Origin of the sequence: Prochlorococcus marinus XMU1402, assembly GCF_017696205.1 — a bacterium.
GTDB lineage: Bacteria > Cyanobacteriota > Cyanobacteriia > PCC-6307 > Cyanobiaceae > Prochlorococcus_A > Prochlorococcus_A marinus_AC.
Genome location: NZ_JAAORD010000002.1, coordinates 234,031 through 257,826, shown reverse-complemented (window position 1 = coordinate 257,826; position 23,796 = coordinate 234,031). Strand labels below are relative to the sequence as shown.

At 32.0% G+C, this 23,796-nt stretch carries 28 protein-coding genes, 2 tRNA genes and 1 other RNA gene; 10 read left to right on the top strand and 21 right to left on the bottom strand.

Annotated features, from left to right (window positions below; all coding sequences use genetic code 11):
• Positions 1 to 21 precede the first annotated feature (21 nt).
• A complete protein-coding gene (locus HA141_RS07560) occupies positions 22 to 633 on the bottom strand; it encodes a hypothetical protein (protein ID WP_209118471.1) in 612 nt (203 codons plus the stop codon).
• Positions 634 to 783: 150 nt separating this feature from the next.
• On the opposite strand from HA141_RS07560, the gene HA141_RS07555 reads away from it, so the two are divergent.
• Genes HA141_RS07555 through pyrF form a run of 3 tightly spaced genes read left to right on the top strand, consistent with a single transcriptional unit; the run spans position 784 to position 3,100 of the window.
• Positions 784 to 1,107, top strand: coding sequence for a DUF1825 family protein (locus tag HA141_RS07555; RefSeq protein WP_002807348.1), 324 nt, complete (start codon positions 784 to 786; stop codon positions 1,105 to 1,107).
• 19 nt (positions 1,108 to 1,126) lie between these two features.
• Positions 1,127 to 2,365, top strand: a complete 1,239-nt coding sequence (gene tyrS / locus HA141_RS07550; protein ID WP_209118469.1) for a tyrosine--tRNA ligase — start codon at positions 1,127 to 1,129, stop codon at positions 2,363 to 2,365.
• A gap of 6 nt (positions 2,366 to 2,371) precedes the next feature.
• Positions 2,372 to 3,100 (top strand): orotidine-5'-phosphate decarboxylase, encoded by a 729-nt coding sequence (gene pyrF / locus HA141_RS07545; protein ID WP_209118467.1) that lies wholly within the window; start codon positions 2,372 to 2,374, stop codon positions 3,098 to 3,100.
• Here pyrF and plsY read toward each other — a convergent pair.
• The 5 genes from plsY to HA141_RS07520 are packed head-to-tail and all read right to left on the bottom strand — an operon-like array spanning position 3,084 to position 7,252.
• Positions 3,084 to 3,677, bottom strand: a complete 594-nt coding sequence (plsY, locus tag HA141_RS07540; RefSeq protein ID WP_209118465.1) for a glycerol-3-phosphate 1-O-acyltransferase PlsY — start codon at positions 3,675 to 3,677, stop codon at positions 3,084 to 3,086. The genes pyrF and plsY overlap by 17 nt on opposite strands.
• A 5-nt stretch (positions 3,678 to 3,682) precedes the next feature.
• A complete protein-coding gene (locus tag HA141_RS07535) occupies positions 3,683 to 4,693 on the bottom strand; it encodes a DUF3086 domain-containing protein (RefSeq protein WP_209118463.1) in 1,011 nt (336 codons plus the stop codon).
• A 35-nt stretch (positions 4,694 to 4,728) separates the two neighbouring features.
• On the bottom strand, positions 4,729 to 5,133 hold the full coding sequence (locus HA141_RS07530; protein ID WP_209118461.1) for a DUF3119 family protein: 405 nt from the start codon (positions 5,131 to 5,133) through the stop codon (positions 4,729 to 4,731).
• Between the two features lie 4 nt (positions 5,134 to 5,137).
• Entirely contained in the window at positions 5,138 to 5,893 is a 756-nt protein-coding gene (locus HA141_RS07525; protein WP_209118459.1) for an MlaE family ABC transporter permease, read from the bottom strand.
• Between the two features lie 9 nt (positions 5,894 to 5,902).
• Entirely contained in the window at positions 5,903 to 7,252 is a 1,350-nt protein-coding gene (locus HA141_RS07520; protein WP_209119207.1) for an MFS transporter, read from the bottom strand.
• A 112-nt stretch (positions 7,253 to 7,364) separates the two neighbouring features.
• Between HA141_RS07520 and HA141_RS07515 the strand changes: the two genes are divergently transcribed.
• A tRNA-Gly gene (locus HA141_RS07515) sits at positions 7,365 to 7,435 on the top strand.
• 1 nt (position 7,436) lies between these two features.
• On the opposite strand, the gene HA141_RS07510 is transcribed toward HA141_RS07515, so the two are convergent.
• The gene (locus HA141_RS07510; protein ID WP_209118457.1) at positions 7,437 to 9,470 is read right to left on the bottom strand and encodes a glycogen debranching protein; all 2,034 of its coding nucleotides are present in this window, start codon (positions 9,468 to 9,470) and stop codon (positions 7,437 to 7,439) included.
• 623 nt (positions 9,471 to 10,093) lie between these two features.
• Between HA141_RS07510 and HA141_RS07505 the strand changes: the two genes are divergently transcribed.
• From HA141_RS07505 to HA141_RS07490, 4 genes are all read left to right on the top strand, one after another.
• The gene (locus HA141_RS07505) at positions 10,094 to 10,369 is read left to right on the top strand and encodes an HU family DNA-binding protein (protein ID WP_025930770.1); all 276 of its coding nucleotides are present in this window, start codon (positions 10,094 to 10,096) and stop codon (positions 10,367 to 10,369) included.
• 184 nt (positions 10,370 to 10,553) lie between these two features.
• Positions 10,554 to 10,811 carry a hypothetical protein gene (locus HA141_RS07500; protein WP_245157316.1) on the top strand — a complete coding sequence of 86 codons (258 nt, stop codon included), beginning with the start codon at positions 10,554 to 10,556 and terminating at the stop codon, positions 10,809 to 10,811.
• 54 nt (positions 10,812 to 10,865) lie between these two features.
• On the top strand, positions 10,866 to 11,111 hold the full coding sequence (locus HA141_RS07495; protein WP_209118453.1) for a hypothetical protein: 246 nt from the start codon (positions 10,866 to 10,868) through the stop codon (positions 11,109 to 11,111).
• A 56-nt stretch (positions 11,112 to 11,167) separates the two neighbouring features.
• Entirely contained in the window at positions 11,168 to 11,425 is a 258-nt protein-coding gene (locus HA141_RS07490; RefSeq protein ID WP_209118451.1) for a hypothetical protein, read from the top strand.
• Here HA141_RS07490 and HA141_RS07485 read toward each other — a convergent pair.
• The 7 genes from HA141_RS07485 to HA141_RS07455 all read right to left on the bottom strand — a co-directional run bounded on the left by HA141_RS07485 (position 11,420) and on the right by HA141_RS07455 (position 16,494).
• Positions 11,420 to 11,632, bottom strand: coding sequence for a hypothetical protein (locus HA141_RS07485; RefSeq protein ID WP_209118449.1), 213 nt, complete (start codon positions 11,630 to 11,632; stop codon positions 11,420 to 11,422). The two genes, HA141_RS07490 and HA141_RS07485, sit on opposite strands and share 6 nt — an antisense overlap.
• Positions 11,633 to 11,878, bottom strand: coding sequence for a chlorophyll a/b-binding protein (locus tag HA141_RS07480; RefSeq protein ID WP_209118447.1), 246 nt, complete (start codon positions 11,876 to 11,878; stop codon positions 11,633 to 11,635).
• 52 nt (positions 11,879 to 11,930) lie between these two features.
• A complete protein-coding gene (gene cbiB, locus HA141_RS07475; protein WP_209118445.1) occupies positions 11,931 to 12,956 on the bottom strand; it encodes an adenosylcobinamide-phosphate synthase CbiB in 1,026 nt (341 codons plus the stop codon).
• Positions 12,944 to 13,933: a ketol-acid reductoisomerase gene (ilvC, locus tag HA141_RS07470; protein WP_209118443.1), complete on the bottom strand. Its 990-nt coding sequence runs from the start codon at positions 13,931 to 13,933 to the stop codon at positions 12,944 to 12,946. Before ilvC ends, cbiB begins: the two co-directional genes overlap by 13 nt.
• 110 nt (positions 13,934 to 14,043) lie before the next feature.
• Positions 14,044 to 14,655, bottom strand: a complete 612-nt coding sequence (locus HA141_RS07465; RefSeq protein ID WP_209118441.1) for an ATP-dependent Clp protease proteolytic subunit — start codon at positions 14,653 to 14,655, stop codon at positions 14,044 to 14,046.
• A gap of 26 nt (positions 14,656 to 14,681) precedes the next feature.
• Positions 14,682 to 15,344, bottom strand: a complete 663-nt coding sequence (locus HA141_RS07460) for an ATP-dependent Clp protease proteolytic subunit (protein ID WP_209118439.1) — start codon at positions 15,342 to 15,344, stop codon at positions 14,682 to 14,684.
• Positions 15,345 to 15,384: 40 nt separating this feature from the next.
• Positions 15,385 to 16,494 carry a PIN/TRAM domain-containing protein gene (locus tag HA141_RS07455; protein ID WP_209118437.1) on the bottom strand — a complete coding sequence of 370 codons (1,110 nt, stop codon included), beginning with the start codon at positions 16,492 to 16,494 and terminating at the stop codon, positions 15,385 to 15,387.
• Between the two features lie 96 nt (positions 16,495 to 16,590).
• Here HA141_RS07455 and hemW point away from each other — a divergent pair, with 96 nt between their 5' ends.
• Positions 16,591 to 17,814, top strand: a complete 1,224-nt coding sequence (gene hemW, locus HA141_RS07450) for a radical SAM family heme chaperone HemW (RefSeq protein ID WP_209118435.1) — start codon at positions 16,591 to 16,593, stop codon at positions 17,812 to 17,814.
• Here the strand turns inward: hemW and panB are convergent.
• On the bottom strand, positions 17,807 to 18,580 hold the full coding sequence (panB, locus tag HA141_RS07445) for a 3-methyl-2-oxobutanoate hydroxymethyltransferase (protein WP_209118432.1): 774 nt from the start codon (positions 18,578 to 18,580) through the stop codon (positions 17,807 to 17,809). The two genes, hemW and panB, sit on opposite strands and share 8 nt — an antisense overlap.
• A 47-nt stretch (positions 18,581 to 18,627) precedes the next feature.
• On the opposite strand from panB, the gene ffs reads away from it, so the two are divergent.
• An RNA gene (ffs, locus tag HA141_RS07440) (signal recognition particle sRNA small type) lies at positions 18,628 to 18,724 on the top strand.
• A 12-nt stretch (positions 18,725 to 18,736) separates the two neighbouring features.
• Here ffs and ftsZ read toward each other — a convergent pair.
• The 6 genes from ftsZ to HA141_RS07410 form a co-directional block, all read right to left on the bottom strand.
• Positions 18,737 to 19,852, bottom strand: a complete 1,116-nt coding sequence (gene ftsZ, locus HA141_RS07435) for a cell division protein FtsZ (protein ID WP_209119204.1) — start codon at positions 19,850 to 19,852, stop codon at positions 18,737 to 18,739.
• A 179-nt stretch (positions 19,853 to 20,031) separates the two neighbouring features.
• The gene (locus tag HA141_RS07430; RefSeq protein WP_209118430.1) at positions 20,032 to 20,757 is read right to left on the bottom strand and encodes a cell division protein FtsQ/DivIB; all 726 of its coding nucleotides are present in this window, start codon (positions 20,755 to 20,757) and stop codon (positions 20,032 to 20,034) included.
• Positions 20,754 to 21,164: a hypothetical protein gene (locus tag HA141_RS07425; RefSeq protein ID WP_209118428.1), complete on the bottom strand. Its 411-nt coding sequence runs from the start codon at positions 21,162 to 21,164 to the stop codon at positions 20,754 to 20,756. The genes HA141_RS07430 and HA141_RS07425 overlap by 4 nt, the downstream gene beginning before the upstream one ends.
• A gap of 10 nt (positions 21,165 to 21,174) precedes the next feature.
• Positions 21,175 to 22,242 (bottom strand): D-alanine--D-alanine ligase family protein, encoded by a 1,068-nt coding sequence (locus tag HA141_RS07420; protein ID WP_209118426.1) that lies wholly within the window; start codon positions 22,240 to 22,242, stop codon positions 21,175 to 21,177.
• 12 nt (positions 22,243 to 22,254) lie between these two features.
• The gene (gene miaB, locus HA141_RS07415) at positions 22,255 to 23,649 is read right to left on the bottom strand and encodes a tRNA (N6-isopentenyl adenosine(37)-C2)-methylthiotransferase MiaB (RefSeq protein WP_209118424.1); all 1,395 of its coding nucleotides are present in this window, start codon (positions 23,647 to 23,649) and stop codon (positions 22,255 to 22,257) included.
• Between the two features lie 72 nt (positions 23,650 to 23,721).
• Positions 23,722 to 23,794, bottom strand: a tRNA-His gene (locus HA141_RS07410).
• Positions 23,795 to 23,796 lie beyond the last annotated feature (2 nt).

Genomic DNA, 23,796 nt, shown 5'->3' with positions numbered 1-23,796 from the left:
TAAAATGGATTAAATTAACTTTTAGTTGTTTGTGAAAGTAGTTGCCCACCTATCTCGAGTTTCTTTATTAAATGGTGGTAACCATAAATATATCAGTTGTTGTTCTAATTTACGTCTTAATTTTACTCCTTTAGGTACATCTAAGAAGAAACGAATATCTTGGTTACTTGAGAGTTTGTTATGGGCTAGGGCTTCTTTATAGTTCATTAGGTAATTTTTACAGTCATGTTCTCCCTTCCATCTTTTATTCGCTGAATTTGTTTCTCCTATATAAAGGATTATTTTAGAACTTTCCATAGAGTCAATTACAAAATACATTGCTGGACCATTATGTATATGTTGATTGGTTCTCCAAAAGTTCAATGATAATGGCTGCAGTGAAAACGGATCAATTTTTCTTTCATTAGAAATTGAATTTACAGGAAGACTTGTTTGGTAAGAAGTTTTATTGTGAGTATCATTTGAAATTTTGATTTGGTGATTATGAATTTTATTTCTCCATTGAGTTAAGATTTCGCCTTTAATTTTTATATTATTTGAGTTTTGAAAATTAATTGATGTATTTACATTTGAACTAAATAATTCAAATTGTCTACTTTGTTTTGAAATATTATTTATGTTGAATTTTTCCAATATTTATAAAATATTTATACTAAATTTAATTCTGAAAAAGAATAAATCAAAGAATTATTTTTAAACTAAAATTTATTAATGTTCTAATCAATTTAAAAGATTCTTGTTATCTTGTAATTGAGCCTTAATCTTGCCCTGTAAAAAATAGAAATGGGATTTTTTGAGTCAGACATTGTTCAAGAAGAAGCTAAAAAGCTTTTTACAGATTACCAAGAACTTATGAAACTTGGTTCTGATTATGGAAAATTTGACAGAGAAGGGAAAAAAATGTTTATAAAAAAAATGGAATCTCTCATGGATCGTTATAAGGTTTTTATGAAGAGATTTGAATTGTCTGAAGATTTTCAAGCAAAAATGACAGTAGAACAATTAAAGACACAGTTAAGCCAATTTGGTATTACTCCTGATCAAATGTTCGATCAAATGAATAAAACTTTAATAAGAATGAAGGATGAACTTGATAAAACTTCTTAAATTTAACGGTTAAAGATTTATGTCAGATAATTTTATATTGCCATCATGGCTATCAAGAGGAATCGAAGAATATTTCCCAGTTAAGGGTACAGATCATACTTTTTCGGAGATAATCGATCATGCAAAAAATAATAATAAACAATTAAGGGTTAAACTCGGTATCGACCCAACTGGAACAGATATTCATCTTGGGCACAGCATATTGTTTAAGAAACTTAGGTCATTTCAAGATAATGGACATATTGCAGTTTTAATTATTGGGGATTTTACTGCTCGAATTGGAGATCCAACCGGAAAAAACAAAACAAGAGTCCAGTTATCAGAAAAACAAGTTAAGGATAATGCAAAAACATATTTAACTCAGTTAGGAATGGGTAAGCCAGCTAGTGAATCTATTTTGGATTTTGATTCAAAAGATAAAATAGAAATTAGATATAACAGTGAATGGTTAACAGGATTAAATCTTAATTCGATAATTGAAATAATGGGGAGTGCAACAGTTAGTCAAATGCTAGCTAAGGAGGAATTTAATAAAAGGTATACTTCACAAGTTCCAATTGCTTTGCATGAATTCTTATATCCACTATTACAAGGTTACGATTCGGTAGTTGTTCAATCAGATATTGAGCTTGGAGGCACAGATCAGAAATTTAATATTGCAATAGGAAGAGATCTTCAAAGGCATTTTAAACAAGAACCTCAATTTGGTGTTCTACTCCCAATTTTGACAGGTTTAGATGGAATTAAGAAGATGAGTAAATCTGAATTTAACACCGTTGGTTTAACTGAAGATCCTCTTTCAATGTATTCAAAATTAGAAAAAGTCCCCGATAGTATAATACCTAGCTATTTTGAATTACTTACTGAACTAGATTTAAGTTTTCTTGAAAACTCAAATCCTCGTGAATTACAGAGAAGAATGGCTTTAGAAGTTACTACTTTATTCCATGGGGCTGAAGAAGCATTAAAGGCACAATCAAACTGCGAAAAATTATTCCTTGGACACAAAGAAAAAGTTGGAGAAATTCCAGAGATTTCATTAAAAGAAATAGTTTTTCCTGTAAAGTTTTTTTATTTGCTAAGTGCTCTAAAACTTTTCAAATCGAGCAGCGAATCCAAAAGATCTATTAAAGGTGGAGGTGTAAAAATTGATAGTCAGAAAGTAATAAATCCTGATTTAGTTTTTAATTCAAAAAATGATTTGGAAGGGAAAATTTTGCAAATTGGAAAAAAAGTAATTAAGAGGTTTGAAAACTGAAAATTGATGAATAACAGATTTAATTCAGAAGATAAAATAATATTGGCAATTGATGGATTAGATTTAAGTCAAGCAAAATTACTTCTAGAAAAATGTCCTAATATTAAGTGGGTGAAAGTTGGTTTAGAGCTTTTTGTTAGGGAAGGCCCAAGAGTTATTGAAATATTAAAAGGTTTAAATAAAAAAATTTTCTTAGACTTAAAATTTCATGATATTCCAAATACCATGAGAGCAGCCTGTTTCCAAGTTTCAAAATTAGGGGTTGATATAATATCTATTCATGCTTCAGCAGGTCTGAAAGCGCTTAAGGATTCGAAAAAAGCATCTTTAGAAGGAGCCTCCTCAGTCAGTGTAAAACCTCCATTTATTGTAGGAATAACTGTTTTAACGAGCTTTTCTCTTAAAGATTTTCAAACTGATCTTGATAGAAATAATTCAATTGAAGAAAATGTATTAAGACTTGCAAAGTTGTCTTTTGATGCTGGATTAGATGGATGTGTCTGTTCCCCTTGGGAGGTGAAAATGTTGAGATCTATTTATAAGGATAATTTTGAACTTATTACACCAGGTATCAGATTAAATATTGACAATAAAGATGATCAAAATAGAATTATGACACCAAATGAAGCTATAGATAAGGGGGCTTCTAAGTTAGTCATTGGTAGATCAATATCAAAAGCTCTAGATCCTAATAAAGCTCTAATAGAAATATTTAAATCTATTGATTCTGATTAATTTTGGATTCTTCTCCCTTTAACAATCTTGTTATGTTTGTTCTATGTTTCCAGATTACTAATAATGCAACAATTAAACTTATAAAAAAGTATGAGTGCATATATTTACCGAGATAAAAAAACATAAAAAAAGGAAGTAAGATTGCAGCTGAAATACTTGATAAAGAAACAAATTTAGTTTTTGTTAGGACTATTAAAAAAATACCAAGAGAAGCTAATCCAACTTTCCAAGAAAGAGCCAAAAACATACCTAATCCAGTCGCAACAGCTTTCCCTCCTTTACCTTTAAGCCATATTGGCCAAATATGTCCTGAGATAGCGGATATTCCTGCTATAACCTCTATTAATCCTTGATCTGAGTAATATTGAGCAATTTTTACTGCAATAAGGCCTTTCCCAACGTCAATGATAAATACAAAAAGTGCTGGCCATTTTCCAACATTTCTTAAGACATTTGTGGCACCTGTAGATCCAGATCCTATAGTTCTTAGATCTATATTTTTGAGATATTTCCCAATTAAAAAACCCGTTGGTAGTGACCCTAAAAGATAACTTGTAAATATTATTAATATATTCATAAAGCTTAGTTTAATTCAAGATCATCGTAAATTTCATTATCTGAACCAGCAAATGCAACCCATAATGGGAATTGAAGTATTGGAATTTCAACAGAGGTTTCTGCTGCATCAATGATAATAAATGGCAATTCTTCATTGGCTTCTAATCTATCAGCTCTTTCGATGACACCTTCAGGCCTTTCAAAAAGAACAATCCCACTATTAGGTCCAAAATCATCCCTTGTAAGACCAAGTGAATCTTGAAGAATTCTTCTCCATTCACCTAATCGTTCAGGCTGAGAAGCTAAAATAAGGGTCTGAAACTGATCTCCGTACAATTCGCCAAGAATAGATATTAAACCCGCTGATAACAAGGCATTTTTTTGTCGAGAACCTCTACTTTCAAGAGAACCTCTTCCTCCCATATTAAAGAACCAATCATCCATAATTTCTATATCTGATGAATCAAGACTTCGTCTTAATTTCCAAGGTTCAGCATAAAAATCAGGTTGTTCATTGAAAGTTGAAAAGCAACTTTTAATAATCTCCTCATCTGGCTTAAATGTTTCAGAAAGAGCAGGAACATTAACTACATTATTTGTGTTTTTAGTTTGCTTTTTTTCATCAAGTGGAGAAGGCTTTACGATAATTGGTTGAGAAACTAATTCAAGTTTCTCAACATTTTGTGAAAGATTTTGTAAAGCTCCAGTTAAGTATTCTTGAAAACCTTTAACTCTTTTAGCTATATTATCTGACTGTCCTTGAAAATTTGACTCAATATCTTTTTCTAATTCAATTTTTTTTGTTTCTAACTCTTTTATTTCTTTAACTAGTGAGTCTTTTTTTGAAACTAGATCGCTAAAAATTTTATCAGAAATTTCATTAAAAGATTTGTTTGATTTGTCGCTTTTTGAAGAAATTTTTTTATTTTGTGTTGTATTTTTATTAATAATTTGTTTTGTTTTATCATCTGAATTTGATTTATTTATTGTTAATTCCTTCTCAGGATTATTGTTTGAAATTTGTGTATTGGTCATTTAAATAATTTTGATAATTAAGCAAAAAGTCAATTTTAGGATTTTTTAATTTCCAGGGAGTCAACTTTTTTTAAAAGTTCATCTTTTAATTGCTTTGGATTAAATAATATTGGTAATAAATGAGGACTGGACTTTTCTCTAAAATAAAAAATACCTGGAATTGCAGGAAAGAAGAATTTCCATGATATCCAGTTCTTGAATGGGAAAGTTCTAATCTCTTTCCCTAATTGTAAAACTATAAAATTATCATTTGATATTTTGATTCTTAAGGTAAATGACTGAAGCAATAAGAAAAAGCTAAAAGAGGCAGAAACTATTGTTGGCAAAGAACCAATATTCAAAAATAAAAGCATAAAACTCAAAACTATTAGAATGATTGGCAACTGAAATGAAGGTGATATTGTTACCGGTTCTTCTTTTTTTGATTTAGTGTTAAACATTGAATTATCCAAATAAAATTTGTGTTAGGAATACATCCATTAAAGATACAGTAACAAGAGTCATTACAACCGCGCCTGTTGTACTTGTTCCAACTTCTTTTGGACCACCTTTAGTTGTGAGTCCATATCCACAAGCAATAATTGCAATGAGTAATCCGAACACTACAGATTTTATTAACATTGAAGTTAAGTCTGTATTGGTTAAACTGACGTTACCTGACCTTACAGATGTCCAAAAAACTATTGGAGGAACTTTATAAAAAATTGTGCTCCAAATTTGTCCACTCCATAAAGCTACAGATAAAAATAAAAGACATTGTATTGGAGACATTATTACCATCGATAGTAACCTTGGAACTACCAAATATTGGACTGGTTCGGTTCTTAACATGGTTATTGCCTCAATTTGTTCTGTGACTTTCATAGTGCCCAGTTGAGCAGCATAGGCAGTAGCAACCTTCCCAGTCATTAAAGTAGCAGTTAGAAGAGGAGCCATTTCTCTTGCCATACCTACGGCTAATAAACCTCCAATTTCACTTGAAACCCCCATACTTGTAAGTTGTGATGCAACTTGAATATTAAAAACTGTGCCTGCGGCAATTCCTGTAATTAATACAATTAACAAACTCCCAGGACCTGACTCCATAAGTTGTTCAAACAGATCATTTTTGGAAATTTTACCCTTAAAGATAAAATTAATTGCTTGCCCGCCAATGATTAGGCTGCTTAAAAGTCTTTTGAAAAAATTAGGGTAATACATATCTTTATATTAGTTTGTAATTAATTCTCGATCCCATTTTCTCATGATTAAAAGACCAAGTATTACCAATATTGAGGGTATAAGACCTATACATAATCTAATAGTTAATTGTGCTGAGTAGCATTGTTCAATAATATTAAGACCCTCTCTATCAACAAAGCATGATTGATAACCTGATAAATACAATAAAAAGCCTAATAATTGAACACTAAACGCGATACCAAGCTTCTGAATGAGTACCATCCAAGCAGTATATAATCCTGCCGGTTTCTCTGGATCTTCGTCTATTGCATCAGGAAGTAGTGACCAAGGGATAAGAAAAGCGGTTGAAGCTCCAATGCCAATAAGACAGATTATAAAAATTAAAAGAATGAACAGAAATATGTTGCTGGTATTTAGGAATAAGCCATATTCAACGCCTGAAATTTTTGATAATGAAGGTAAAAATAAAGCTGCCGTGCATGAAATAATCCATATAATCGCTCCATAGTTTAAAGCTGAAATCCTGGTTAATTTATTTGATACTCTGGCCCATATTTGTAAACCTACTAAAGCGCTAATTTGGAAAGGTATCGGGATCCACTTCGCAATGTATGTTGGTACATTCAGAACATCCTCTACATAGATTAACGCTACTGTTTGCATCAATTGTAAGGCGCACCAAAGAAGAATATAAAGAGTAATAACTTTTAAAAATTTTTTATTTCTGAAAATCCTTTTGAATTGAAGTGTTATAGGCTCAACTTTTCCTGAAGGCCTTCTTGCTTTTTTTGCGAATGGAGCCAACCCCCAACAAGAAATTAATGTTGCAGCAACCGCAAGACATCCGCTTATTTTACCCATTAAAAAATATTCATTATTTGCTGATGATCCTTCAGAACCTAATATAATTCCAGCAATTATTAGACCAGTTAGTCCTGCAATTATTGAGCCAGTAAATCTAGATGCGTTTAGTCTTGTTCTAATTACTGTTTTTTCAGAAATTTCAGTAGATAGCGCTGCAAAAGGAAGATTAATACTTGTATAAGCAGTCATTACAATTATAGAAATTATGGCATAGTAAATAGTCTTGGTTAGCACGGAACCAGTGGGTGTCCACCATATCGCGGCTAAAGAGAAACCAAGAGGAACAGATGCTGTTACCATCCAAGGTATTCTAGGCCCCCATTTTGATTTAGTACGATCACTTAACCATCCAATTAAGGGATCATTTATTGCATCCCATATCTTTATTAACATTAATAATGAACCTGCAATTATTACTGGTAAACCTGCAGAAATAAAAAATTTGAACAGAAAAAAACCGAATTGTGTAGCGACTAAACCTGTGCCTGCATCTCCCAACCCATAAGAGAACATTAATCTTGTTGTTGAATTAGTAATATTTTTTTTCGAGTGTGAATTTTCCAATCTTTTTACTTTGTTTATTGTTTGATAATGTATTATTGCAATGGTAATTCTATTACTTATTGCGGGCGTGGTTTAGTGGTAAAACCTCAGCCTTCCAAGCTGAAGATGCGGGTTCGATTCCCGCCGCCCGCTTTTAGAATAAATTATTTTTTGCCCCAAATATTCCTTCTGAAATGATTAATAAAGAGCTTCTACTCTTTATTGAAACAGATTTATCATTAATAGTTAATGGTTTAAAAATGTCAGACATGCTAGTATCAATAACTTTTAACCAATTATATTTACATTTTGGTAATTGGAAATCGATACTTTTTGAATATGCATTAAAACCTATCCAGACGAGAGGATTGGTTTTTCCTTTATTAATGCTGAAGGCAACTGTATGAGACCAACTACTCCAATCGGGGCTATCTAATTTTGTTCCATGCCAATGGTATCTTGGATTATTTTCATGGCTTAGATTATTGGGTATGAATGATGGATTAAAAATTTTTATAAGTTTTTTTCGAATTTTTATAACGTATTTAAAATAATCTAATAACTCCAAATCTTGTTGACTATGATCCCAATTCATCCAACCTATTAAATTATTTTGGCACCAAGAATTGTTGTTGCCACCTTGGGACCTTCCTATTTCATCACCCATAAGTAACATTGGAACACCTTTAGATATGAGTAAACTAAGAAGAAGATTTTTTTGTTGTCTTTTTCTTAAATCATTGATTAATATGTTTGTCGTTGGACCCTCTATCCCATGATTCCAAGAGTTGTTATGGTTATCACCATCCCGGTTCTGCTCTTTATTAGCAAAATTATGTTTCATGTTGAATGTCACTAAATCTTTAAGGGTGAATCCATCATGTGAAGTAATAAAATTTATTGATTTTGGGTAAATATTATCTTCTTTGTAAATAGATGGGCTACCCTTTATTTTATCGCACATATTCCAAGCTGTATCTTTATCTCCTTTCCAAAATCTCCTTAAGTCATCTCTATAATGACCATTCCATGTGAAAGTATGTTTAGACGGGAAATTACCTAATTTATATAAACCACCACAATCCCATGGTTCACTTATCAGCTTGATATCAATAAGTTCTGGTTCACATTCTATATCTTCGAAAATCGGAGGATTATCTAGTGGCGAAAGATTTTCTCCTCTTGATAAAGCAATTCCTAAATCAAACCTAAAACCATCAATACCAAATTCACTTGCCCAACATTTTAATGATTCAATGATTAGTTTTCTAACTAATCCTCTATTTGCTGCAATAGTATTACCACACCCAGAGACATCCTGATAATTTTTATCTTTTCCTATAAAATAATAAAGATTTTCATCTATACCTTTCCATGATATTGCTGGCCCTTGAGAATCTCCTTCAGAAGTATGATTGAATACAACATCCAAGATAACTTCAATGTCCGCTTTATGGCATTCCTCTACTAATCTTCTAAATTCCTCTCTATTATTTTCGGCAGATTCATTTGAAAGATATTCAAAATGTGGGGTAAACCAATTAATTGGACTATAACCCCAAAAGTTTTCTAAACCATTTGGTGCATCAGTTGGATCAAAACAAAAAATTGGAAGTAATTCTATTGCCGTAATGCCAAGTTCTTTCAGATACGGAATTTTTTTTAAAAATTTCTTAAAACAACTTTCATCTTGATCATTTGATTGGGTAAAAGCTTTGATATGAAGTTCGTAAATAATTGTTTCTTCCCATGAATGTTTCGGCCTAGGATAATCTTTAAAATTAAATAATTTTCTATCGCAAACAACGCTTTTAAGGCAAGAATTTGTATTTTCATGGATTTTTAATGCATTTTCTCTTATGTAACTTTCCCATCCAGTAATACCCCTTGAACATGGATCGAGTAAAACTTTTTTTTCGTAGTTATTATTAATCCCATTATTTTTTTGTTTTATCCTAAAAGCATAAATGCAACCTTCTTTTAAATTGCTTATTTCAGCATGCCAGTAAGGACCGGTCTTATTCTTCTGATCTAATTTAAATACCGTTTTGGGGAATTCAGAGTTTGCGTTTTCGAAAAATAAGATTTCCACATATTCTGCATTTGTGGCAACTAAAGAAAAATTAACTCCTTTTGATGTAAGAGAACTTCCTAAAGGAAATGGTTTCCCTTTATTTATATAATTCACTGTCTCCTTAATTAATGGAATAATGTGAAAATTTATTCAATTTAATGATATTTGAATAATAGATGCAAAATTGAAAAAAAGCCTTTAAATTTGAGGTTTTACAAATCTATTTCATTAAATCTCAGAGAATATTAACTTTATTGAACTATTGTAATTTATACATCCAAATAAGCTTTAAAGAAAATGATTCGGAGAGACAGTTAAATAATGAAAAAACAGATTTTTCTTGATTTCAAAATACAAATCAGACTTTCTCATGTGATGAGAAGGAAATATATCTGAAAATTAATAAAATATAATATATTGTTCTTATTCTTAGATCCGTTAACTTTTCACATTAATCGTTTTGACAAATGAAGTTAGATTTCTTAAGGAAAAATCAAGTGGTACCAATAGTTCTTACTGTTTTATGGTTAAAGAGGCTTTTTTTATATAAGAAAAATCAGCAAGTATAAAATTAAATGAATATAGTTAAAAAAGCCCCTAAAATATGTATAAAGCTTTGCGCCACCGGCATTTTCGGTTGCCGTATTCGTATTTGCTCCATATGATGTGCAAGTTCGAGGTTTTTAGGCTTGATTAAAATTCACGTCTATTTAATCTCTGCTTTACTTTAAAATTCAATGAACAAAGCTGATTTAGTAAACCTGGTGTCTGCTGCAACAGGAGAAACAAAAACTGTTGTCTCTTCAATAGTTGATACGACTATTGAGACTATTGTTGATTCAGTAGTGGAAGGCAAAAAAGTCTCCATACTAGGATTTGGTTCTTTTGAGCCAAGAGATCGTTCTGCAAGACAGGGATTGAACCCTAAGACAGGCGAAAAAATAGCAATACCTGCTAAAAGAGTTCCAACATTCTCAGCAGGTAAACTTTTTAAGGATAGAGTTCAAGGTTAATCTTTAAAATCTATTTCTTTCTTGTATAGGAGATGCTCTTTTAGGGCATCTTTTTTATGAATATCAATAATATGGAAATAACTATTTTTTTATTTTTAATTCAACTTTCAATTTTATAACTCAAGAATTAATGAAGTTTTTAACTATTTTATTCCTGAAATTTTTATTTTTTTCTAACTTCCTTATGGCAGAAGCAATACCAACAAAGTCAAAAATTATAAAACAATCGAGTGAATGTATTAAAGATTCCCAAAACGAAGAATGTAGAGAATTAATCTTTCAAATAGAAAAACTTCAATTATTAGTATTCGATCAAAATAGGTTTAAATGTCAATCTAGTTTATTAGGTTTGCAGTCGGAACTTATTGAAGCTTATTTTTTAAAAAATTACTCTAATAAAAAAAATTCATTTATGATTCCCTTTGTGAATAAAAATTGTTAATTACTAAAATTATTTCTTTTTTTGGAATATTATAAGTCTGTTATTTGAGTTGTAATGGTAAAAGGTTTTTCTGAAAATGAAGTTAAGAATAATGCTGGAATAACAGAATCTAAAAAAGAAAAAAAAGGTTTAGCTGCTTTTCTTAAAGGTAAGAAATTTACTTATACTCTGCCAGGGAAAAAACAAATAAATATTTTTGGATCAATAGTAATAGGCTTAAATATTATTTTAATAATGCTAGTCATCCTATATTTAAATAATCAAGAATTTCATGACTTTATTTTTAATGTTGGTCGTTAATTATTTTGAGATCGAAAAAATTTTTTAAGTGATATATTTAAATTTTAGAGATTCTTATGAAGATAGTTAATTTAATTTTTCAAGTATTTTTTATGTTGGTACTTGCTCTATTATTAATATATTTCTTTACAGGTTATGACTCTGCTTTTGAGGCTGATCAGTATTGTCATTCATATCTTTCAAGCTATGACAACTTATCTGGAAATTATGATTGTGATCATGATACTGAAACTCATCAGTGGATACTCTACGAGTCAAATGAAAATAGAGAACCAGCTAAAATTATTAAGAAATTTAGGTACAAATTTTTATAATTCAAATTTTTTATAAAAAAACTTTGCACCTATAATGGAAACTATCGCTGTTATTGAGAATGTAAGATACTGATATATGCTTCCTTCTAAGTAGATTTTGTTTTTATATAGAGGATAATCTATAAAAGAGCCTAATGTTCCCCAAATTATTACCCATACAGAAATGTATAAGAAAACTTTTATTGAATTAGATTTTTTTTCTTCCATTTAATTAATACCAAAGATTGAAGAGGTCACAGGCCTGCCGCTAAATACTAACTCGGTTAATATGAGCATTAAAAATCCGATCATAGCTGCTCGACCATTCACAAGCTCAGCACTGCTATTAAATCCAAAAACGTTTTTTACTTCATCCCCTTGATTGTCTATCCATTTTGAGTATTTATTATCAGTTGATGATTTATTAGTAAAATCATCATTTTGATTTTCCATTGAAGAGTCTTTTTCTTGCATAGAGTTTTCTTTTTTTTTATATTAATAATTTTTAAACTAATTTATTATTAAATCAAACTAAACTCGAAATTAATGAAAAAATTAAGACAAAAATTATTATCCATAAAAATTGTAATCTCAAAATTAATTGACAAATTAATTTAATTTTTTCTCCATTGCAATTATCTCCAGTGGGATTGATTATTGGCTTTTCAATAATATTATTTTTATATTTACTTTTTCCTCCCAATTTAATCCCGCAAATATAAGCAAAAATAGCTTCTGAAATTCCAGCATTAGGTGAAACATATTTTTTACCATCAAGATAACTTTTTTTTATTATTAATTTGTACTGATTAACTTTGGAACTAACTAGAGGTAATGTGATTAAAACTAATCTTGAGGGGACAAAAGTAAAAATATCTTCGATTTTTGCGCTGAAAAAACCTAAATATCTAAAGTAATCATATTTGTAACCTATCATTGAATCTAAAGTACTTATCGCTTTATAAGAAAAACCAAGTGACAAAGGTCCTGGTAGGAAAATTGAAAACTTCATAAAAATAACTCCAATAAAAATCCAGAATAATGGCCCAAATATTCCATCAACAGAATTTTCGGTTAAACTCTCGGTACTTGATCTCAAAAGATGTTCTAAAGAAGATGCCCTAACATCCCTACTTACTATTCTTTGAACTTTCTCTTCTATTATTCTCTTATTTTGGTCATTAATTTCCTTGATTTCTATTAGCTCAGCAATCTCTTTTACACTTGAAATAAGTCCCCTAGTTGCAATACAACTTGAAAGTCCAAAAAAAATCAACAAGCCACTAAAAAAATGATTTCTTGATTGCGCAAAACTAAGTTCTATCAGTTTTCCTAAACTAAGACTAATTCCAATAGTAGAAACAGCGACAGTGAAACCGCCCCAAAATAAAATCTTTTTATTTTCGCCAAAATTATTTATGAAGTAATCAGATAATTTTTTTATGTAAAAGCCAATTATTTGAACAGGATGGATTAAGAATCTTGGATCGCCGATCAACAAATCAAAACCGATTGCTCCAAGAAATATTAAAAATAAATTTATTTCAGCCAACTGAACATAGAGCGCAGACCTTTTCCTACTTTCTCGATTTCATGTTTTGAATTCTCTTCTCTTAATTTTGTCATTAAGGGTTTATTTTTATCGCATTCTTCTACAAAATTTTTAGCGAAAGTTCCATCTTGGATATCTTTTAGAATTTTCTGCATTTCTTTCTTTGTATCACTATTGATGAGTCTTTTGCCACTTACATAATCTCCATATTCTGCAGTATTGGAAATGGAATCTCTCATTTGAGATAAACCTCCCTTCACCATTAGATCAACAATAAGTTTAACTTCATGTAAACATTCGAAGTATGCAAGTTCTGGTTGATAACCTGCTTCTACAAGAGTTTCGAATCCTGACTTGACAAGTTCTGATAAGCCCCCGCATAAAACAGCTTGTTCGCCAAATAGATCAGTTTCTGTTTCTTCTTTGAAATTTGTTTCAAGTATCCCAGCTCGGGTTCCACCGATCCCTTTAGCATAAGCCATCGCTAATGATCTTGCACTGCCAGAAGAATCCTGCTCAACTGCGAACAAGGCAGGAACACCTTGACCATTCTGATATTCCCAACGAACAGTGTGTCCAGGTCCTTTTGGGGCAATCATTACAACATCCACAAAACTTGGAGGTTTGATAAGTCCGAATCTAATGTTAAAGCCATGAGCAAAACTTAATATCTTTCCTTCTTTTAAGTTTGGTTCTATTTCTTTAAGGTAAACATTTTTCTGAAACTCATCTGGGAGGAGAATCATAATCCAGTCTGCTTTTTCGCAAGCTTCAGAAACACTAAACACTTTTAGACCATCATTAATAGCTTTGCTTTCAGACTTACTTCCTTTATATAATCCGACAATTACATCCATACCGCTATCCTTTAGGTTTAAGGCATGTGCATGACCTTGGGAACCATATCCAATGATTGATATTGTTTTATTATTTAAAAGGCTTAGATCTGCATCTGTGTCGTAAAAGAGTTGGGTCATTAGTCGTAGCTTCTTTGCATTTGATAATTAATATTTTAGACATTAAAGGTGTAAATAAACCAAAATATTATTAATTTAAAAATGAAAATTAAAAAATTTATTTTTAAAATTCAATACTGTTTCGCTTCGTCTGGATTTGTGATTACTCTATCAATTAAGCCATAGTTTTTAGCCTCTTCTGCACTTAGAAAATAATCTCTATCAGTATCCTTTTCAATTTTCTCAAATGTTTGCCCTGTCATATCAGCCATAGACATATTTAACATATCTTTCATTCTTAAAATTTCATTAGCTTCTATCTCAATATCACTCGCTTGACGTTGTGAGGTGCCTCCAAGAGGTTGATGTATCATGATTCTACTATTTGGTAATGCTACTCTTTTGCCTTTAGTACCTGCAGCAAGTAAAAATGCGCCCATAGATGCGGCAAGCCCCACACAAATTGTTACTACATCACTTTTGAGATATTTCATGGTATCGTACATCATTAAACCAGCTGAAACTGAACCACCTGGACTATTTATGTATAAATAAATAGGTTTGGAATTGTCTTCTGAATCCAAGTAAAGCATTTGAGCAACAATGTTATTAGCAATTGCATCATCAACTCCTTGACCAAGAAATAAGATTCTCTCAACAGCTAGTCTTGTGTAAATGTCTACGTATCTTTCATACTGACTTCCTGGAAGTCTGTAGGGTACGCTTGGAGTTCCTATTGGCATGATTTTAAAATAATTTTTTGTAAGAGTTAAATTTTATTTGGTAAATCTTTTTGGCTAGTGAGTACTCTATCGATAACTCCATAATCTAGTGCCTCTTTAGGGTTAAGATAACTCATCCTGTCAGAGTCCTTAGAAAGTTGTTCGATAGTCTTTCCTGTATTACGAGAGAGAATCTCCAGCATTGATTTTTTATTTTTTAAAACTTCCTCAGCTCTTATTTGAATATCGGTTGCTTGACCTCTTGCTCCGCTTATAGGCTGATGTAAAACTATTGAGGCGTGCGGAAGAGCAGCTCTTTGTCCCTTTGTTCCAGATGAAAGGATAACTGCAGCAGATCCCATTGCTTGTCCAATACAAATTGTATGAACTGGAGACTTAATGTAGCTTATTGTATCGCAAATAGCGAAAGCCTCTGTTTCGAAACCAACTGCATCACCAGTGTACCAACTTGTCCCAGTTGAATTTATATAGAAATAGATAGGTTTTTCTGGATCCTCAAATTCAAGGTAAAGAAGTTGAGCAATTATTAGCTCAGTAACATCCATTCCTAATTGTCTTTTCGCATCATCATCGGAAAATAATGGTAAACCTAGGTAGACAATTCTCTCTTTTAGTAAAAGGGAAGGTAGATCAGGGGGTGGAGTCCTCATAACGGTATTTTCGCCGTAATAAGGAGCAGATACAGTCATTTGTATCACAAAAATAAGATTGTTTTGATTCTAGCTAGATTTAGCCCTGTGTCGCTGGTGATTTAAAAGATTTGTTTGACTCAGGATTATTTATCAGTTTTCCAAAGACCATTCTTCCAGTAGGAGTTTGTAATGCACCTGTTATGACAATGTCTAATCTGCTTCCTACAAAATTCTTTGCTTCATCAATAACCACCATTGTTCCGTCATCTAAGTAACCTATACCTTGCATTTTTTCTTTACCCTCTCTTACGATTTTAATATTAAGAGATTCTCCTGGTTGTACTTCTGGTCTTAAAGCAATAACCAGATCACTCAAATTCATAACCTTTAATTCTTTGACTTCTGCAATCTGAGAAAGATTATAATCAGCGGTAATTAAAGTCCCTGTCATATCCTCAGTAATTTTCAATAGTTTTTCATCTACCCCATTACCTTCATACTTTGTTGGGTTAATTACAAGTCTTCTACCATATGAATCTCTTAATTCTTTTAACAATTTTAGACCTCTTCTACCCTTAGACCTTTTTTCATTGCTGCTTGAGTCAGCTAAAGTTTGTAATTCATCAATTACACTTTGAGCAACAATTAATTGTCCCTCCAGCAAACCACAACTTAATAGGCCATTTATTCTGCCATCAATAATTACACTGGTATCTAAAATTTTTGGACTTGCTGCAGGGAGTATCCCTTCATTAACCAAATATGCATCAGTATTATTTGGATTAAATAATCTCAATAATGTCCTACCATGGGTGTCCGCCAGCTTATAACCAAGCACACCAAAGAAAATATTGCTTAATATTGCTGCTAAAGGTTTTGCAAAAAAGACTTCTCTAGGGAAAGGAATTAATAATATTGGAGCAAGAAGGAGATTCGCAACAAGTAATCCTAAAATTAAGCCAACAGACCTACTTATCAATAAATCCGTAGGCATTGTCCTTATTTGATCAAGAAAGGTTTTTCTAAGTTGAAGAAAAACAAAGCCAGCGGCTAATCCAATAAAAAAACCGATTATTGCTAAAACAATTCTAAAACCCTCTACATTAGATACCTGTTTTAGTATGTCTACTGGCAATAAATCAACGCCAAGCCATCCTGAAGCAGCCCCAGACAATACAAATAAAATTAATACTAAGATATCTGTCATATCTATAATCTACTAGGATTTATTAATTGAGTAAATAAGGATTTTATTTTTTTCGATCCTTAATACTTTATTGGAGCTTAAAAATGTATTTAAATTATGAATAAGTTTCCAAGAAGTGCTTATGTGCACATCCCTTTTTGCCATAGAAGGTGCTTTTATTGTGATTTCGCAGTTATTCCACTAGGAAACAAAGTTGAAACTTTACAAGGTTATGGAAGTAAAACTGTTAAAGAATATTTGAATTATTTATATAAAGAAATATTGTCAATTAAGCATAAATCACCTCTTTCGACAATTTATGTGGGTGGCGGTACGCCATCAATCTTGGATCCCCTACAAATTAAAGAGTTAATTGATCTTTTTAAAGAAAATTATGGAGTTGACTATGGTGCAGAAATCACTATGGAGGTTGACCCAGCAAGTTTTAATCAAGATGATCTTTATGGTTTCATAAATGCTGGGATAAATAGATTTAGTCTTGGAGTTCAAAGTTTTAATAATGCGATACTTCAAAAATCTGGGAGGAGGCATTTGGGAGAAGATGCTAAAAAATCTTGTTCATGGTTGAAGAAAGCTTATAATTTTGGCTTAATAAAAAGCTGGAGCTTAGATTTAATTCAAAACTTACCCCAAAGTGGATTAAGAGAATGGGAAGAAGATTTAAAAGAGGCAATAACATTTTCACCACCGCATATATCCATTTACGATCTAAATATTGAGAATGGAACTGTTTTTAAAAAATTAGTTGATTTAGGTAAATTACAACTTCCAAGTGATGAAGATTCTTTTAGAAATAGTAAATCAACTCAATTAATTTTAAAAAACTCAGGCTACTCAAGATATGAAATTTCAAACTATTGTCTCCCTAGGCATCAATCTAGGCATAATAGAGTTTACTGGAGCGGCTTAGGCTGGTGGAGTTTTGGACAAGGTTCCACTAGTTCTCCCTGGGGACAAAAACTTACTAGGCCAAGAGTTAGTAAAGAATACAAAGAATGGGTAACAAGGCAATACGAACTTAACCTAGATTGGTCTCTCATTAATAATGATTTTGCTTATCGTGAATTAGATGAGAAAATAATGTTAGGTTTGAGACTCAAAGAGGGTGTAGATATTTACAAACTATTTAAAGAACAAAATTGGGAAGATAAAAGATTTAAAAGTAACTTTAGAAAATTGCTCAATGAATGGGAAAGATTTCTTGAGAGTGGACTATTAGTAATGAAGGGAAATAGATTCTTTTTAAGTGATCCAAATGGTATGGAGTTAAGCAATCAAATTCTTATCTCAATGTTTAAATGGTGGGATTCTATTAGTTAAGTCTTTCAGAGGCAACCCATTCTTTTAATTTATCTTTAAGTAATTTCTTCCCTTGAATGATTGGTTGGCAAAATGGAGGTTGATCATCGTTAAGGCCTAACAAGTCTGCAGTAACTCTTACTTGCCCATCGCAATAATTACCTGCACCAATGCCAATCGTAGGAACTGTTAAGTTACTTTGTATTTCTTTAGCAAGCAACTCAGGAATATGTTCAAGAACTATTGAAAAACATCCTAATTTTTCAAGAATTGAGGCTTCTTTTTTAATTTTTTCTTGGCTTTCTAAGCTCTCTCCTTGTTTCTTTAATCCAAGATTTAAATAACTTTGCGGAGTAAGCCCTATATGACCCATAACAGGGATTCCCATTCTTATTAATCTAGAAATAACTTTTTGTATTTCTGGTTCAGCCCCCTCTACCTTAACTGCTTTTGCATAAGTGTTTTGAATAATTTTTCCTGCATATTCAACTGCTTTATCTTCTCCGCATTGGTAAGTAAGAAAAGGCATGTCTGAAACGACTAAAGGTTGATCTTCAGCATTGTTTTTAAACCCTCTTGAAACGGCATTAGTATGATAAATTATATTTTCTAAAGTTAACGGTAGTGTGGATTTATATCCCAAACAGACCATCGCTAGAGAATCTCCCACTAAGACAAGGTCAACGTTAGCTTGTTCTGCGATAGATCCTGATATTGAGTCCCATGCAGTTAATGCAATTATTTTTCGAGATTTTTTTTTATATTTAACGAGGTCTGAAGGTAACATAAGAAATTTATGTATCTTTTTTAATCAAGAATTGCTAATATATCACTGACTCGGCCTTTCGCGGTTTTAACGCCTAAACCTGGTCAGGACCGGAAGGTAGCAGCCACAAGGGATGCTTGAGGCAGGCGAGATAACCGAGTCACTTTATTTTAACTATTAATCTATATTTTTTTTATTTTGCCTTAACTTCAAAAATTCTGGGATATTTGCTCCTGAATCTTTGTTATCGGAAACATTGTAGAAAGATTGATTTGATAATCTATTTTTAATTCTTTGTTGCTTCAATGGTTGGTTTGTATCAAAACCTGTTGCAATGACGGTAACTTGTATCTCACCATCCATATCTTCATTAACAGCTTGACCAACGATTATATTTGCATCTTGATCCACTACATCACTGATAACTTCACCAACTGAGTTCACATCGTCAAGAGTCAAATCTCTACCCCCAGTAATATTTACAAGACAACCTTTCGCTCCATCAATTCTTCCTGCTTCTAGTAGTGGACTATTAATGGCAGCTTGAGCAGCCTCTATAGCTCTAGACCGACCTGATCCTATTCCAACACCAAGAAGAGCTGTCCCAGCCTCAGTCATAACTGATCTCACATCAGCGAAATCAAGATTTACCTCACCTGGGCGGGTAATTACTTCACTTATACCTTGTACTCCCATTCTTAAAACATCATCCGCATTCCTGAACGCTTCTTGAATTGAGGCTCCCGCAGAAACTTCTTTTAATCGATCATTTGGTATGACAATAAGAGTATCAACATTTTCTGCTAATCTTGCTATTCCTTCTTCTGCTTGACGCATCCTTCTTTTGCCTTCGAAGGAAAAAGGTTTAGTTACTATTCCAATCGTTAATGCACCGCTTTGTTTCGCAACTTCGGCAACAACTGGAGCAGCTCCTGTACCTGTACCTCCACCCATACCTGCAGCTATAAATACTAAGTCCGATCCTTCTAAAGATTGTTGAAGCTCATCTCTAGATTCTTCTGCAGCCTTTTGGCCGATACTTGGATTTCCTCCCGCTCCAAGCCCCCTTGTTAAATTCTGACCTAATTGAACTCTTCGGTCTGCGGAGGACTGCAGTAAAGCTTGCGCGTCAGTATTAAGAACTCTGAATGAAACCCCATCAAGATCACTATCAATCATCCTGTTTACAGCATTACTTCCTCCTCCACCAACGCCAATTACTTCAATTTTGGCATTTTGACTTGGAAGGATTTCTTTTGATTGATCAAAGTTAGGATTGTTACCGAAGCTCATCTCTGAATAGGGATCTAATACTTGTGTTGGATGCATTATGAACTTAGTAAGCTCATATGTAGGAATTTGTTGAGGAAAAACCTTAAATATTCATTTAATAAATATTTTTGTTTTAAATGCTAAATCCAAACCAACACTACAATAATTAAGAAAAATAAATTAAAATCCTATCTCAAATATTAGGGTTTGAACACTTTTATTTTAGGTTTATTCGGATCCGTAAGATCAATACTATCAATTTTTTCAGAAAAATTTTTTTTCTTTAATTCATTTTTTAAGTTATTAATTATTTGTAATTGATAATTTATTAAATTGGGATTAAATCCTAAGAATATTGTTTTTAAATTTATTTCCTCAAGAGTTAGAAACCCATTTGGTGAAAAAGTTATTTTGACGATCTCAAAGTCATAATTCTCTTGGGCAATAAATATTTCTGATAATAATTTTTTGAATTTATCTTTCCAACCAAATACTTGTATTGTTAAGTTGTTTAAATCTATATTTGCTAAATTTTTTTTATTTATAAAAATCCCATCTTTATCGACAAATCCTGATATTTTTTTGTCATCTAATATTCTCTCACCATAAGCAATTGGAGTTCTTGTCTTAATATTAACTTTCAAACCAAAGGGAAATATTTGTCTACTGACTGAGACATTCTTGAGTGATAAATTTTGTTTTAACTCTTTTTCTAAAAAATGCGCATTAATTAAAATTAATCGAATTGGAAATTTTAAAGATGAATTTTTTACGACATCATTCTGAGAGAATAATTCACTTCCAGTAATTCTAATGTCCTGAATATTTACCTTTTTTATTGTTTTTAGGCTTATTAAGCTTGTCGAAAATAAAAATAATATAAGTAACAAAAAGCTTTTATTGTCAATTTTTTTCTCGTTTTTCACAAATCACATCGAGCTTTTTCCATTAATTGCTCCATCCATTTTCTCGCTTGATCTGCATCTGAAAATGGTACATCCATCTCTTTCCCATTACCTACTAATCTCAACCTGCACTTTCCTTGAGATTCATTTGTAAGCGGAGCTTCTCCTGAAGTAAGGGCCATTAATTCAACTAATTCTAGTTTCTTGATTGTGAAACTATCTTTTTCTTCAAATGTACCAGCTTCAAATGCACTCCATCTCAATTCCCCATTTTTTAGAGAAGCTGCACTTGAACTATCTAACTTACAAAGTTCTGACCCACTGGCCCAGCGCCTAAAAAGATTTTGCCTTCTTCTTTCTAACCATCCTAGAGCAGTCAATAATATAAAGATAAAAAGCAATGGTAACCAAAGAAGTCCATGCATCATTTGATTTGAATTATAAATCTAGGGATATATCTACCAGTTTAGCCACAAGTTGTTCAATATTTAAACCTGAAGCTTTCCAAAGCATTGGAAACATACTTTTTTTTGTAAAACCAGGGATTGTATTTATTTCATTTAACAAAACTTTATTTGAAGATTTTTCTAAAAAGAAATCTACTCTTGCAAAACCGAAAATATTTAGTGCTCTACAACTTTGAATAGCAATTTCTTTAATTTTTCTTGTAATTTTAGAATCTATTTCGGCTGGGATGGTTATTTGATTATATGAATAATATTTTGAATCGTAATCATACCAATCACTTTTGTACTTTACTTCTCCTATCTCAGAAGTTAAGAGTTTTGAATTCCCAATTATTCCGCATTCAATCTCCCTCACCTCTAAACCTTCCTCTACTAGGATTCTTGTATCTATTTCTCGAGCCTTTTCTAATGCTTTTAATATTTCTGATTCATTTATAACTTTGGAGATGCCAAGAGATGATCCGGAGTTCGAAGGTTTGACAAAAAGAGGAAAATTTAATTTCTTTAAAATCTCATCAACAAATTTATTTATAACTTTTTTATCGTTGAGATCTTCATTTTGAATAACTAAATAATTAACTTGTGGGAATTTAAGATTTGAGAGAATTGTTTTCATCAAAATTTTATCCATTCCAATTGCAGAGCCTACAATTCCACATCCTACTAAAGGTTTCTTTGTAAATCTCAGTAAGCCATGAATTGATCCGTCTTCACCATTAAATCCATGTAAAAGAGGAAACCAAACATCAACATCTTGAAATTCAATTCCGTCAAGGAAATTAATTTTCTCTTGATTTAAAATTCCTTGTTTTTTTGTTGTATTGTTTTTAGTTTCTCCAACTAGAATTTTTTCTGAAAGATCACTATCAAGCCAATCTCCAAATTTGCTGATGTAAAAGGCTTTAACAGTAAAGCGTTGTTTGTTTATTTCTGAATTAAAGGCTTGAAAAACTGTTTTTGCAGAGGATATAGATACTTCATGTTCATTGGATTCTCCGCCAAATATTAACCCAATACATTTTTTCTTTCCCCCAATCATTTTGAAAAAAAATTATAAATAAAGTTCACCCGTTAAAGAAAAAGGTCTTGCTTCATTTATTTTGACATCTATTTCATCTCCTAATGAAAAATTAAAGTTAATGTTTTTGGGAATCTCTACGAAAGTTAATCTATTTGTTCTAGTTCTACCCATCATTTGCGAGGGAATTTTTGGATTTAAACCCTCAATTAAAACGCTTTCGATATTGTTGATATATCTTTGATTTCTACTCCTAGCAGTTTTCTCGACCAAATCATTAATTTCCTGTAATCTAGCTTTTTTCACTTCTTCCGAAAGTTGATTTGACCAAACTGCTGCAGGTGTGTTTGGTCTTGGAGAGTATGCTGCTGTATTCACTTGATCAAAGCCAATTTCTGATATTAGCTTTAATGTATCTTGATATTGTTGTTCGGTTTCTCCTGGGAAAGCAACTATTGCGTCAGCTGTGATTGATGCACCTGGCATTAATGATTTTATATTCTCGATAATCTTTTTGTACTTTTTGACAGTGTATCCTCTGGACATTTGCTTCAAAATTTCATCATTTCCACTTTGGAAGGGAATATGGAAATGTTCACAGACTTTATCAAGTTCATAACAAGCTTGAATCAACCTTTTTGAAAAATATCTTGGATGACTCGTAGCAAATCTAATTCTGCTAATTCCTTTAACATCATGGATATAATATAAGAGGTCAGTTAATGTATTCTCTTTTCTCCCCTCTTTTGTTGTTCCTGGAAGGTCTCTACCATAAGCATCAATGTTTTGACCTAAAAGAGTAATTTCTTTAAAATTATCATCAGCTAATTTTTGGATCTCACTTTTTATTGCATTTGGATATCTTGATTGCTCTTTTCCTCTGACAGACGGGACTACACAATATGAACATCTTTCATTACATCCATAAATGATATTTACCCAGCCACAAATAGAGCTTTCTCTTCTTGCACTTGTAATGTCTTCAGAAATGAAGGTTTCTTCTGTTGCAGCAACCTGATTTCCTAAATCAACTTTACCCAGAAGATTCTCAAGATTATTTACATGTTGAGGCCCCATGACCAGGTCAAGTTCTGGGACTCTTCTTAGTAAGGACTCACCTTCTTGCTGAGCAAGGCAACCTGCAACAACAAGTTTTAAGCTAGGTGTTTTGTGCTTTCTTTTTGCTTGTCTTCCTAGAAAGCTATAAACTTTTTGCTCAGCATTATCTCTTATTGTGCATGTATTGTACAAGACCAAATCGGCATTTAATTCATTATCTGCTCTGGTATATCCCATTTTCTCTAATGTCCCAGCCATTCTCTCAGAATCAGCCTTATTCATTTGGCATCCAAATGTGGTTATCCAATAACTGCCAGTAGTTGAATTCTTTTGAAAATTTTTTTCGTATGGTTTTGTTTTTGTTAGCACTTTACTAGGAATTTTTTATGATTCTTTAATTCAAAATTACAAGTTAAATAATTTTGCTGCAATTTATTTGAGGGCGAGCGAGGGGATTCGAACCCCCGAATAGCGGCGCCACAAGCCGCTGCCTTAACCACTTGGCGACGCCCGCCT